General features: G+C 56.4%; 12 protein-coding genes. 8 read left to right on the top strand and 4 right to left on the bottom strand.

The genetic code is table 11. From position 1 onward, the window contains the following. Window positions 1-32: 32 nt before the first annotated feature. Window positions 33-722, bottom strand: coding sequence for a deoxyribonuclease V (gene nfi, locus EP166_RS06100; RefSeq protein WP_127555876.1), 690 nt, complete (start codon window positions 720-722; stop codon window positions 33-35). 435 nt (window positions 723-1,157) lie between these two features. On the opposite strand from nfi, the gene EP166_RS06095 reads away from it, so the two are divergent. Next, window positions 1,158-1,394, top strand: coding sequence for a hypothetical protein (locus EP166_RS06095; protein WP_127555875.1), 237 nt, complete (start codon window positions 1,158-1,160; stop codon window positions 1,392-1,394). A gap of 96 nt (window positions 1,395-1,490) precedes the next feature. Here EP166_RS06095 and EP166_RS06090 read toward each other — a convergent pair whose 3' ends face one another. Beyond that, the gene (locus EP166_RS06090; RefSeq protein WP_127555874.1) at window positions 1,491-2,180 is read right to left on the bottom strand and encodes a glutathione S-transferase N-terminal domain-containing protein; all 690 of its coding nucleotides are present in this window, start codon (window positions 2,178-2,180) and stop codon (window positions 1,491-1,493) included. A gap of 112 nt (window positions 2,181-2,292) precedes the next feature. Here EP166_RS06090 and EP166_RS06085 point away from each other — a divergent pair, with 112 nt between their 5' ends. Then, window positions 2,293-2,919, top strand: coding sequence for a GDSL-type esterase/lipase family protein (locus EP166_RS06085; protein ID WP_127555873.1), 627 nt, complete (start codon window positions 2,293-2,295; stop codon window positions 2,917-2,919). Here EP166_RS06085 and hutG read toward each other — a convergent pair. Beyond that, on the bottom strand, window positions 2,916-3,887 hold the full coding sequence (hutG, locus tag EP166_RS06080; RefSeq protein ID WP_127555872.1) for a formimidoylglutamase: 972 nt from the start codon (window positions 3,885-3,887) through the stop codon (window positions 2,916-2,918). The genes EP166_RS06085 and hutG overlap by 4 nt on opposite strands. A 146-nt stretch (window positions 3,888-4,033) precedes the next feature. Between hutG and hutC the strand changes: the two genes are divergently transcribed. The 5 genes from hutC (at window position 4,034) to EP166_RS06055 (ending at window position 10,010) form a co-directional block, all read left to right on the top strand. Next, window positions 4,034-4,750, top strand: coding sequence for a histidine utilization transcriptional repressor HutC (hutC, locus tag EP166_RS06075; RefSeq protein ID WP_127555871.1), 717 nt, complete (start codon window positions 4,034-4,036; stop codon window positions 4,748-4,750). Window positions 4,751-4,934: 184 nt separating this feature from the next. Then, complete coding sequence (gene hutI / locus EP166_RS06070; RefSeq protein ID WP_127555870.1) at window positions 4,935-6,164, top strand: imidazolonepropionase; 1,230 nt, start codon at window positions 4,935-4,937, stop codon at window positions 6,162-6,164. Window positions 6,165-6,387: 223 nt separating this feature from the next. Then, window positions 6,388-8,076 carry a urocanate hydratase gene (hutU, locus tag EP166_RS06065; RefSeq protein ID WP_127555869.1) on the top strand — a complete coding sequence of 563 codons (1,689 nt, stop codon included), beginning with the start codon at window positions 6,388-6,390 and terminating at the stop codon, window positions 8,074-8,076. After that, the gene (hutH, locus tag EP166_RS06060; protein WP_127555868.1) at window positions 8,073-9,590 is read left to right on the top strand and encodes a histidine ammonia-lyase; all 1,518 of its coding nucleotides are present in this window, start codon (window positions 8,073-8,075) and stop codon (window positions 9,588-9,590) included. The genes hutU and hutH overlap by 4 nt, the downstream gene beginning before the upstream one ends. A gap of 96 nt (window positions 9,591-9,686) precedes the next feature. Then, the gene (locus tag EP166_RS06055; protein WP_127555867.1) at window positions 9,687-10,010 is read left to right on the top strand and encodes a hypothetical protein; all 324 of its coding nucleotides are present in this window, start codon (window positions 9,687-9,689) and stop codon (window positions 10,008-10,010) included. Between the two features lie 9 nt (window positions 10,011-10,019). On the opposite strand, the gene EP166_RS06050 is transcribed toward EP166_RS06055, so the two are convergent. After that, on the bottom strand, window positions 10,020-10,994 hold the full coding sequence (locus EP166_RS06050) for a quinone oxidoreductase family protein (protein WP_127555866.1): 975 nt from the start codon (window positions 10,992-10,994) through the stop codon (window positions 10,020-10,022). 276 nt (window positions 10,995-11,270) lie between these two features. On the opposite strand from EP166_RS06050, the gene EP166_RS06045 reads away from it, so the two are divergent. Continuing rightward, the gene (locus tag EP166_RS06045; RefSeq protein WP_127555865.1) at window positions 11,271-11,843 is read left to right on the top strand and encodes a DJ-1/PfpI family protein; all 573 of its coding nucleotides are present in this window, start codon (window positions 11,271-11,273) and stop codon (window positions 11,841-11,843) included. Window positions 11,844-11,847 lie beyond the last annotated feature (4 nt).

Raw genomic sequence — 11,847 nt, 5'->3', positions numbered from 1 at the left:
TCTAGTAGAAAACTAACTTGGGTTTCTTCAGCCTAGGGTGTTCCCATTTCCAGGTCTTTAATCACTTTCCTAACTGCCTGGTCTGACAATCTTGTCGTCTCTGGTAATCGATAGTTTGGGGAAAGTTCCAGTACCCATTGGCAGGCGGTAGACAGAGATATTTTATGCCCAATTGACACATAAATTGGCTTTATGCCAGTTTGGGTCCTTAGTGCGGCGCCTATCACTTCATCCTCGTCCACAAGCGGTGTCATGGCGCCGCGCTCTTTGCCAGGTTCCGTTTCCTGACCAATTAACCGGGATTTACCGCATCCAATGGTTGGAATATCGAATAAAACGCCGAGATGGCAGGCTAGCCCAAACCTTCGCGGATGAGCCAGGCCCTGTCCATCGCATACCACTAGCTGAGGCGTGGATGAGAGCTGTTCGAATGCCTTGATAATGGGTGGCAGCTCGCGGAAAGAGAATAGGCCAGGTACATAAGGAAATTGCTCCTGGTCTTGAATGGTGACTGTTTCTAACAGTTCACCTGAGGCCGCATCCAGCACTGCCACGGCCGCAACAAGCGTGTTGCTGTGTTTTGAATAGGCAACATCAACACCCGCAACCAGTTTTACAGGGTCGAGCTGGTCCGTACGAATGACTTTGGACGCCAGGTCTTTCTGTAGTGCTATGGCTTCTTGCTCACTGATGTTCCAGGAGTGGTGTATGGCTGGTTGCACGTTTTTTATACCTGCTTGTAACCGTTGAAGCTTACTATGAGTTTATTTTTGGAAAGCGTTTTATTGTACAAGATTTGACCTCGCAACCGAAATGCAAATGTCGATTATTTGGAGTGATCTACACTATCGGATCATTTAGCCGTAGTAGCGCGATTTTTCGGCGTCAGAATACCAACAAGATATCGCAAAGTAATGCCAGTTTGAAATGGGGAGGGTGTGATTTCGTCGAGAGCGTTTCATCAACCTTGTGATCAAGTTATCAACGTTTATCCGTGAGTGTCAGTATCCTTCCTCGCGGTACAAAGGCAAGTGCTCGCACGGGCTATAGACTCTCGCGCTGTGCTTGTTTGCAGTCATTTCAATGAAGCGTTGCAGTTGTAGCAGCGAGCTCATTGCAGGTGTAAAGGATAATTGTTGTTGAAAGGGAGCATTACCATGGATTCGATATCATCTATTCCGGTATTGAGAGAACTGGATTTCAGTCAGAAAGTGAGCTTGCAGCGGTTGTATCAAAAGGAACAGAAGGGTAGGGCCCTGAGCATGCAAGAGCAGGACTTTCTGGATCAATACCGGGAAGAGCTGATTCGTGAGTTGTACAAAACCCGGTCGGTTTGGCCGACAATAATATTATTGTCGATTAGTGTTTTGCTGTATCTGGTTTACAGCACTTAGCGGCCTAATGCCAGCCTGCGCTAAGCGGTGCAGGCTGGCATGAACCTGAGAAACTTTGATTAGCTTGCTCAGGTTCTTATACGCAGGTCATATGGATCAACTATTCGGCATGCACACTTGCGAGCCTTTTTCTACGGCAGGTCGCGCGTAGAAGCGTTCGCAGTACTGCATAACGTTGTTATAGGAAGCGGTATCCAGCGCTTCATGCCCTTCGTAAAAGTCGAGCGCCTTTATCCAGGGGGCAATGGCCATATCGGCGATGGTCAGCTCATCACCCATGATCCACTCCTGGCCTTCCAGGCGTTGGTTGAGCACGCCCAGAAGACGTTTCGATTCGCTGGTGAAGCGGTCTACACCATAACTATCGGATGTTTTGTCAGCGGCGAACTTATAAAAGTGACCGAACTGACCAAACATTGGTCCAACATGCGCCACCTGGAAGAACAGCCATTGCAGAGTTTCCCAGCGTTTTGCTGGGTCTTTGGGCAGGAACTGTCCGGTTTTTTCCGCCAGGTACAGTAGAATAGCGCCGGTTTCCATCATGGCAATGCGTTCACCATTGGGGCCATTGGGGTCGATAATGGCGGGTATCTTGTTGTTCGGGTTGAGTTTCAGGAAGTCTTCATCGAACTGGTCGTTTTTAATGATATTGACCAGATGCGGTTCATAGGGAAGGCCTGTTTCTTCGAGCATGATAGACACTTTCTGACCATTCGGGGTGCCCATGGAGTAGAGCTGAAGAACGGTCGGGTCGGCGGCGGGCCAGCGTTTTGGGAAGTTGGACATCGTATGCTCCTGTTTGTTGTAAGGTAACTTTCTAAGAATGGGTCTTTTTTGACGGTAGACAAGCGGGTAATCTGCCAGGCTTCCACAAACACTTTGACCGAGGACTTCAAAGATGGTGAACAACCGTTCCCGACTGCTGTTTCTGGGCGATTCAGTCACCGATTGCGACCGGGATAGAAGCATTCGTCAACCCAATCGGCCCGAAGCTCTGGGAACCGGATGGGTGCACCGGGTGGCAACCGAGTGGCTGGCACAGAACCCGGAGGCCCAGGTCTGGAATAGGGGGTATTCGGGCTGTGAAACAGGCGAATTACTGGATCAGGAAGGCTGGCAGCCGGTCAAGCAGGGCGGATACGACATTATTACCGTAATGATTGGCATCAACGACATCTGGCACCCGTTTGAAGAGAACCAACCGCACCAGATTGCAACCAACCTGGCCGATTTTCAGGCATTAATGGAGCGCCTGAAACCGCTCACCCGCCAATTGATTATGGTCGAACCCTTCGCCATAACTGGCAGTGCCGTCACCGAAGCCTGGTGGCCGCTGCTGGCTGAGTTGCAGTTAGGGCAAAGTGAACTGGCGCAGAAAAACGGCGCTCTGTGGATGCCAGTGCAGGCCGACTTTGAAACAGGCAGTGCCACTCAGCCTGTTTTATGGGCCTACGATGGCGTTCACCCTGGTGTATTGGGTCACCGATGGTTGGCGCAGCGCTGGCTGGATACGGTTCTGAGTTAAACGCTGACCCGCCCCGGTGTTTGTAGGGCATCTATTTCCCATACCAGCCTCGCTGCGAGTTTGGCGGTGCGGTTGTCCTGATCGTAACTCGGGTTCAGCTCTGCGATATCGGCCATTAGCCACTGGCAACTGGCAAACTGGCAACACCGTTGAGCTTCCGTCAGGCAATTCAACAAAAATGTCGGAGAAATACCAACGGCAGCCGGGGCACTGACGCCAGGGGCATACCCTGCAGATATTACATCGAGGCACACCGTCACGTATAGATAATCCAGCTCGCCTATAAACCGCCTGATAAAGGGCGTGGCGTGCACATCGGTGCAGTTCAGGTCGCGCAGGTAGTGAACGCCCAGGTCTTCGGCGGTGTCGAACAGCACCGGGGTGTTGGCCGCTTCACTAATGCCGATGCAGGCGTAATGGAATGGTTGTCCGCGTTGCTCGCAATCCTGCGCGATCTGGTAAAACGGCGTGCCCGAGGTGGCGTCCGGCGCGGGTTTGCGCAAATCAAAATGGGCATCGAAATTGATGATGCCCAGCCGGGCACCGGGGTCGTTCTGGTCCAGCCATTGGCGCAGCCCGGTATAGCTTGCGTAGCCAATTTCATGGCCACCGCCCAGGCCGATGACAAAGTGGCCCTCTTCCAGCCGGGCTGCCACCCGGTCACCAAACGCGATCTGGCTTGCTGGCAAATCCTCATCGGCACAGTGCACAGTGCCATCGTCATACAGTGCACGATCGGAATGGGCCGCCAGGCTGGCCAATGCCGAGCGCAGGGCGGTTGGGCCTTCAGCTGCCCCGGTGCGGCCCTGGTTCAACTGCACACCCCGGTCACTGGCGAAGCCAATCAGACAGGTGCCGGGTACCTCGGCCAACGGTTCCGCAATGCGTTGGTGCCAGCGCTGGCTGCGTGATCCCACATCGGGGTCGATCCGGCCTTGCCAGGGTGTTTTGTCAAAGGGTTGCCACATGGGCCTCTCCCGTTAGTTTACAAATGTACGATCACGCAATGCCGTTGATGTTGGTTCGAACTTGACCTGCCTGAAGCGCTGTTTCACCATGCGGTTATTGCCAGCGACACCCGGTTGTTGGTCTTCACCACCCGAGTACACCGACTGTGAGTTCACGCCAGCCCCGCTATCTGCAAATCAAAGCCTATCTGATGACGCGGATTCGCAGCGGTGAATTTGCACCGGACCATCAAATTCCCCCCGAAGAAAAGTTAGCTCAAAGTTTCGGTGTTAGCCGCATGACGGCCAACAAGGCCATTCGCGACCTGGTCCAGGAAGGCTACCTGGTGCGCCAGGCCGGTCTTGGTACCTTCGTGACCGATCAGAAAGCCGAATCGCCTCTGAACGACGTGAACAACATAGCCGACGAAGTACGCCAGCGCGGCCACCAGTACAGCAACCGGGTGCTGCGCTGCGAGGCCGTTGCCGCCGATGACGAAACCGCGCTCAAACTGGGCGTGCGCATGGGCGCCAAGGTCTTCCACAGCGTGCTGATCCACCTCGATAACGGCCGCCCGATTCAACTTGAAGACCGTTTCGTCAACCCGCGCTGGGTGCCGGATTATCTTGAAACCGACTTCAGCCTGCACACGCCGAACGAAATTCTCGTCGCCCGCTGCCCGATTACCGATCTGGAACACGTCGTCGAGGCCATGCTACCGGACGCCCAGACCGCCGACTGGCTGGAAACCGACACCGGGCAACCCTGCCTGTGCATGACCCGGCGCACCTGGTCGGGCGAACATCTGATCAGCTACGCCAGACTGATCTTCCCGGGCGACCGCTACAAACTGCGCAGCACCCAGAAACGAACCTCTGCTTAGTTTTAATGTATATACAATTTCTGGCGATGCTGTCAATCCTAAGATGTTTCCAATCCATAGGCATATCTTGATATCCCCCCTTAGCGCCAGCCTTTAATTCACGGTTTTTTACATTTCACCGGTTGACTTCTCAGTCATTTCAATGAAATGTATATACAAATTATAACTGCAAGGGTCAAACCGCATGGCCGGGACATCAATCACCCAAGGCCAACCCCAACTCCAACTCTGGGTTGGCGTCACACTGTTCGACGGTGCTCACACCCACGAAGAACCGATGACTCTGGTGGTCGCCGACGGGCGCATCAAGCTTCTGGTGCCCGGCCACCAGCAACCCGCCGAGTGGGAAAATGATTGGCCAGTCGCAGGGCGGGGCGGTGTTGTCACCCCTGGGCTGATCGATTGCCACACCCACCTCGTCTTTGGCGGCAACCGCGCCAGCGAATTCGAGAAACGGCTCGAAGGCGTTAGCTACGCCGACATCGCCGCTCAGGGCGGCGGCATTCTCAGCACCGTCAACGCCACCCGAGCCGCCAGTGAAGATGAACTGTTCGCCAGCGCCAAACCCCGGCTCGAAGCACTGATGGCCGATGGCGTAACCACCGTCGAAATCAAATCCGGCTACGGCCTCAGCCTCGAACACGAACGCAAAATGCTGCGCGTTGCACGCCGACTGGGCCAGGCATTATCCGTCGATGTCGTCACTACCTTTTTGGGCGCACACGCCTTACCGCCCGAATACAAGGGTAGGGCAAATGACTACATCACGCTGGTGTGTGACGAAATGATCCCGGCACTGGCCAAAGAAAACCTGATCGACGCCGTCGACGTTTTCTGTGAAAACATCGCCTTCACCGTCGAACAATGCGAACGGGTATTTCAAACGGCGCACAACCATGACCTGCCGGTAAAAGGCCACGTAGAGCAACTGTCGAATCAACACGGCAGTGAACTCTGCGCTCGCTATAAAGCATTATCCGTCGACCATATTGAATGGCTTGATGACGCTGGTATTCAGGCCATTAAACAGTCAGGCACCGTCGCTACTCTGTTACCCGGCGCGTTTTACACCCTGCGCGATACGCAAGTGCCACCCATCGAAAAGCTGCGTAAGGCGGGCATTCCCATGGCCGTCGCGACCGACGCGAATCCGGGTTCATCGCCCATCTTCCAGCTCACATTAATGCTCAACATGGCCTGCACCCTGTTCCGTCTAACCCCGACTGAAGCCCTGCAAGGCGTTACCAAAAACGCTGCCCAGGCACTCGGCTTAAGCGACAGCCACGGCACCCTGGCCGAAGGTCGTGCTGCCACGTTTTGTCATTGGCAGATCGATCACCCGGCTGAATTGGCTTACAGCATTCAGCCAAACCGGTTGCTGCAGCGGGTTTATAACGGGGAAATAACGTCCTAATAAAACGGGAAAAAATTCAGGCCTCTGATATTAGGTGGCCGAGGTACAGAGAGGCTAGCGCCGGGTGCCGGTCATGCCCTAGAAAGGCGTCTGTCCACATAGATGTGGACAGTCGAGCTTACATGGATGTACTTGCAGCGACCTTCTAGGGCATGACCGGTGCTCGGCGCGGGTTAAACCACCCAGCCAACCAGACAAACAAGAACCACTGAGGAATATTGTGATGACAGACCACAGCAGAACGGATACCGGCCGTGTTATTCGTGCCGCCACTGGCACTAAGTTGACCGCAAAGAGCTGGCTCACCGAAGCCCCGTTACGGATGTTGATGAATAACCTTGATCCGGATGTTGCCGAAAATCCCGAATCGCTGGTGGTGTATGGCGGTATTGGTCGCGCAGCTCGCAACTGGGCCTGTTACGACAAAATCGTTGAAGTTTTGCAGCGGCTCGAAGACGACGAAACCCTGCTGGTACAAAGCGGCAAACCGGTCGGTGTGTTCAAAACTCACGCCGACGCGCCCCGGGTGCTGATCGCCAACTCCAACCTGGTACCGCACTGGGCCAACTGGGAACACTTCAACGAACTCGATAAAAAAGGCCTGATGATGTATGGCCAAATGACGGCCGGCTCCTGGATCTACATCGGCTCTCAGGGCATCGTTCAGGGTACCTATGAAACCTTTGTCGAAGCCGGTCGCCAGCATTACGATGGCGAACTCAAAGGCCGCTGGATTCTGACCGCCGGTCTCGGCGGCATGGGCGGCGCTCAGCCACTGGCCGCCAGCATGGCGGGTGCCTGTTCACTGAACATTGAGTGCCAGCAAAGCCGTATCGACTTCCGGTTGCGCACCCGCTACCTCGACGAACAAGCCACAGATCTCGACGACGCCCTGGCACGAATCGACCGCTACACCGGCGAAGGCAAAGCCGTCTCCATTGGCTTGTGCGCCAACGCGGCCGACATTCTGCCCGAAATGGTCAAACGCGGCGTCCGCCCCGATATGGTCACCGACCAGACCAGTGCCCACGACCCGCTGCACGGCTACCTGCCCCAGGGCTGGACTTGGGAGGAATATCAGGCCAAAGCCGAAAGCGAGCCGGAAGCGGTGGTTCAGGCCGCCAAACAGTCGATGGCCGAACATGTTCGCGCCATGCTCGCCTTTAAAGCTCAGGGCATTCCAACCTTCGATTACGGCAACAACATCCGCCAGATGGCGCAGGACATGGGCGTCGATAACGCCTTCGACTTCCCTGGCTTTGTACCAGCCTACATTCGGCCGCTGTTCTGTGAAGGCATTGGCCCGTTCCGCTGGGTCGCACTCAGTGGCGACCCGGAAGATATTTACAAGACCGACGCCAAGGTCAAAGAACTGCTGCCAGACCACAAACACCTGCACAACTGGCTCGACATGGCGCGTGAGCGCATCAGCTTTCAGGGCTTGCCTGCCCGCATCTGCTGGGTCGGTCTGAAAGACCGGGCACGGCTCGGCCTGGCGTTCAACGAAATGGTCAAAAACGGCGAACTGAAAGCGCCTGTAGTGATCGGACGTGACCATCTCGACTCAGGCTCGGTCGCCTCACCCAACCGCGAAACCGAAGCCATGCAAGACGGCTCCGATGCGGTATCGGACTGGCCCTTGCTGAATGCACTGCTGAACACCGCCGGTGGAGCCTCCTGGGTAAGCCTGCACCATGGCGGTGGGGTCGGCATGGGCTTCAGCCAGCATGCGGGCGTGGTGATCGTGTGTGACGGCACCGATGCCGCCGCCAAGCGCATTGGCCGGGTACTGCACAACGACCCGGCGACCGGCGTTATGCGCCATGCCGATGCGGGCTATGAGAGTGCGATAGACTGTGCCCGTGAGAACCAGCTCGACCTGCCCATGATTACCAAGGAGCCCCAATCATGAGTCACACCCTGAATCTGACCCCGGGTACCCTGACCCTGGATGACCTGCGCCAGGTCTTCCAGACGCCGATCACGCTCAAGCTGGACCCGGCTTGCTACGCTGGCATGGAAGCCTCGGCCGCAACCGTCGCCGCCGTGGTCGCCGAAGGCCGCACCGTTTATGGCATCAACACAGGCTTTGGCCTGCTGGCCAACACCCGCATAGAACCGGCCGAGTTGGAAACCCTGCAACACAGCATCGTGTTGTCACATGCAGCGGGCATAGGCCAGTTCATGACTGAACGCACGGTGCGGTTGATGATGGTGCTGAAAATCAATTCCCTGGCGCGCGGCTTTTCCGGTATTCGGCCTGAAGTGGTCGACTTTCTGGTTGAACTGGTCAATCGCGGCGTTAGCCCGGCGATCCCGCAGAAAGGCTCAGTGGGTGCATCGGGTGATTTGGCGCCTTTGGCCCATATGAGCGCCGTTTTGTTAGGCGAGGGCGAAGCTTTTTGGCAGGGCGAGCGCTGGGCCGCTGGCGACTTGCTGAAAGAGCTGGGTCTGTCGCCGGTGACTCTGGCTCCAAAGGAGGGGCTGGCGCTGCTGAACGGCACCCAGGCGTCTACCGCCTTTGCACTGGAAGGGCTGTTTAACACCGAAGTCGCCCTGGCTTCCGCCACCCTAATCGGCTCAATGTCGCTGGAAGCGGCGATGGGCTCACGCAAGCCATTCGACGAGCGCATTCATCTTGCTCGCGGCCACGCGCCACAAATTGAAATGGCGCGTCGGTATCGTGGAATTCTGGGCGAATCGGACATCGAGCACAGCCACGCGGATTGCGAAAAAGTGCAGGACCCGTATTCATTGCGCTGCCAGCCCCAGGTCATGGGTGCCTGCCTGCAGCAATGGCAGTTTGCCGCCCAGGTATTGCTGACCGAAGCCAACGGCGTCTCCGATAACCCATTGGTTTTTGATGATGGCGACATTATTTCAGGCGGTAACTTCCATGCCGAACCAGTGGCGATGACGGCCGACATGCTGGCCATTGTGCTCTCGGAAATCGGCGCCTTGTCGGAACGGCGCATGGCCTTGCTGATCGACTCCGGCCTGAGCGGTTTACCGCCGTTTCTGGTCGACAATGGCGGCGTGAATTCCGGTTTCATGATTGCCCAGGTAACCGCTGCCGCCCTGGCCAGTGAAAATAAAACCCTGGCGCACCCGGCATCGGTGGATTCATTGCCGACCTCGGCGAACCAGGAAGATCATGTCTCCATGGCGACCTTTGCCGGTCGGCGGTTGGCGGATATATACGAAAATGTCGAAGGCATTCTGGCCATCGAATGGCTTGCCTCAGCCCAGGGGCTGGATTTCCGGGCACCGCGACACACCAGCGACACCCTGGAACAGGCCAAAGCGGCCCTGCGCAGCCGGGTGCCGTTCTACGACAAAGATCGCTATTTCGCCCCGGATATTCAAAACGCCGCCGCTCTGATTCGTGAACGAGCATTGGCCGATCTGATTCCCGACTTTCAGTAATCGTACAGGCTAATGAACAGTGCACTAGTGTGCCCCCGGTTCCGGTTTGACTGCTAGACTGATCGAGCAGTCTATTCCTAGTGGCAGGAGGTGATCATGTCGAACCGGCGTTTCAGCGAGATGCTCAATCAGTGGGAAGAGCAGCGTCAGCAAAAACAGGAACTTGTTACCGTCCCTGTTTCTGTTGCCAAAAAGGATCTGGAGCGTTTGCAGGCTCTGGCCGACGTATACGACCAGCCATTGGAATCGATCATGGCAGACCTGATGCATGCGGCCCTGGCCGAGGCGGAATCCAGCATCCCCTATGTGCCGGGTTCCAGGGTGATTCGCGTCGAAGACGGCGAACCGTGCTACGAAGATGAGGGTAAAATGCCCGACTATCTGGATGCGCGGCACCGCGCTGCGCATCCAGAGAACTAACCGCCCAGATCAGGGAAGCAACACGGTAGAACCGGTCGTCTTGCGGGCTTCCAAATCCCGGTGTGCCTGAGCAGTGTCTTTCAGGGCATAGGTCTGGTTCACCTGAATTTTGACGATGCCCTTGCTGACCACGTCCAGCAGGCGCTCGGCGCCTTCAACCAGCAAGTCGCGGGTAGCAATGTGCGTCGCCAGTGTCGGCCGGGTCACATACAGGGATCCCTTGGGCGCGAGAATACCGGGACTGAACGGGTCAACCGGGCCGGTGGCGTTGCCGTAGGACGCCAGCACGCCAAAGGGCCGCAGTGAATCCAGCGAGGCCATAAAGGTTTCCTTGCCGATTGAGTCATATGCGACGGCCACACCCTCTCCGTTGGTCAGGTCGCGCACGCGCTGGGCTATGTCTTCCTTGTTGTAATCAATCACATGGTCGCAGCCGTTATCCAGCGCCATTTTGGCCTTGGCTTCACCGCCAACACAGCCAATAACCGTTGCGCCCAGATGCTTGGCCCATTGCGTCAGAATTAAGCCGACACCGCCGACGGCTGCGTAAACCAGCAGAGTATCGCCCGGCTTGACCGGGTAGGTGCGGAACAGCAGGTAATGGGCGGTCAGGCCCTTGAGCATCATCGCCGCAGCGGTGGTGTCGTCAATCGAGTCCGGCAGTTTGATCAGCTTATCGGCATCGATCAGGCGGGCCTCGGCGTAGGCGCCAACGTTCATTGGGTAGGCGACCCGGTCACCCACGGCCAGGTCTGTCACCCCCTCACCGACGGCTTCTACCACGCCAGCAGCTTCCATACCCAGCACCGCCGGGTAGCTGGGCTGCGGATACAAACCAGTACGCATGTAAACATCGATGTAGTTCAGGCCAACGGCGGTCTGTTTCAGGCGTACCTGGCCTTTGGCCGGTTCTGGCAGAGTAATCTCATCCCACTGCAAAGCATCGGGCTCGCCCGGGGTGTGAATGCGGATGGCGTGTGTCATTGGTGTCTCCCAATCTTGTTGAGGTAATTCAATTCGGTTGAACGGTACAGCAATTTATCACGAACGGACGTTCAGTGTGTTCCTTGTAAGGGTCACTGCGTTGTCCGCAGAAGCGAAATATCCTGTATTAACCACCTAATACCCCATGTTTGCCGGATATTGATAATCTGGTTTCAGTCGCCGCACATTTCAGGCGCACACCTCTGAAAGGCGGTGTAAGCGACGACAGACAACACTCCCTACAACACGCGTTATAACAAGAACAGGAGAGCCGATATGTCTAAAAAACGCATTCTGATGATCACCGGTGACTACACCGAAGACTACGAAACCATGGTCCCCTTTCAAACCTTGCTGGCTGTAGGCCACCAGGTCGACGCCGTGTGCCCCGAAAAGGCCGCTGGAGACAGCGTGGCCACCGCGATTCACGATTTTGAAGGTGACCAGACCTATAGCGAAAAGCCCGGGCACCGCTTCGCCCTGAACGCCAGTTTTGACGAGATAAGGGTCGAAGACTACGATGCTCTGGTTGTTCCCGGCGGGCGAGCACCCGAGTACCTGCGCCTGAACAAAGACGTATTGGCGATGGTGAAGCACTTTTTCGATGCCAATAAACCCGTCGCCGCCATCTGCCACGGCGCCCAGTTGCTTGCTGCTGCCGGTGTTCTGCGCGGTCGCCACTGTTCAGCGTACCCGGCCTGCCGGCCCGAGGTTGAAGCCAGCGGAGCTGACTATGCCGATATTGACGTGACCGATGCGGTAACCGACGGCAACCTGGTCACCGCCCCCGCCTGGCCTGCCCATCCGGCCTGGCTGATGCAGTTTATGGCCGTACTGGATAAACACTGAGTAT

The organism is Saccharospirillum alexandrii, from assembly GCF_004000275.1.
Lineage (GTDB): Bacteria > Pseudomonadota > Gammaproteobacteria > Pseudomonadales > Natronospirillaceae > Saccharospirillum > Saccharospirillum alexandrii.
The sequence above is the reverse complement of the archived record's forward strand: the minus strand, read 5'-3'. Positions and strand labels throughout refer to the sequence as shown.

What these genes read in the sequence shown, in the direction of transcription:
- EP166_RS06095 (WP_127555875.1), top strand. Translation starts at nt 1,158, where the DNA reads ATGGATTCGATATCATCTATTCCGGTATTGAGAGAACTGGATTTCAGT.
- EP166_RS06090 (WP_127555874.1), bottom strand. Translation starts at nt 2,180, where the DNA reads ATGTCCAACTTCCCAAAACGCTGGCCCGCCGCCGACCCGACCGTTCTT.
- EP166_RS06085 (WP_127555873.1), top strand. Translation starts at nt 2,293, where the DNA reads ATGGTGAACAACCGTTCCCGACTGCTGTTTCTGGGCGATTCAGTCACC.
- hutG (WP_127555872.1), bottom strand. Translation starts at nt 3,887, where the DNA reads ATGTGGCAACCCTTTGACAAAACACCCTGGCAAGGCCGGATCGACCCC.
- hutI (WP_127555870.1), top strand. Translation starts at nt 4,935, where the DNA reads ATGGCCGGGACATCAATCACCCAAGGCCAACCCCAACTCCAACTCTGG.
- hutU (WP_127555869.1), top strand. Translation starts at nt 6,388, where the DNA reads ATGACAGACCACAGCAGAACGGATACCGGCCGTGTTATTCGTGCCGCC.
- hutH (WP_127555868.1), top strand. Translation starts at nt 8,073, where the DNA reads ATGAGTCACACCCTGAATCTGACCCCGGGTACCCTGACCCTGGATGAC.
- EP166_RS06055 (WP_127555867.1), top strand. Translation starts at nt 9,687, where the DNA reads ATGTCGAACCGGCGTTTCAGCGAGATGCTCAATCAGTGGGAAGAGCAG.
- EP166_RS06050 (WP_127555866.1), bottom strand. Translation starts at nt 10,994, where the DNA reads ATGACACACGCCATCCGCATTCACACCCCGGGCGAGCCCGATGCTTTG.
- EP166_RS06045 (WP_127555865.1), top strand. Translation starts at nt 11,271, where the DNA reads ATGTCTAAAAAACGCATTCTGATGATCACCGGTGACTACACCGAAGAC.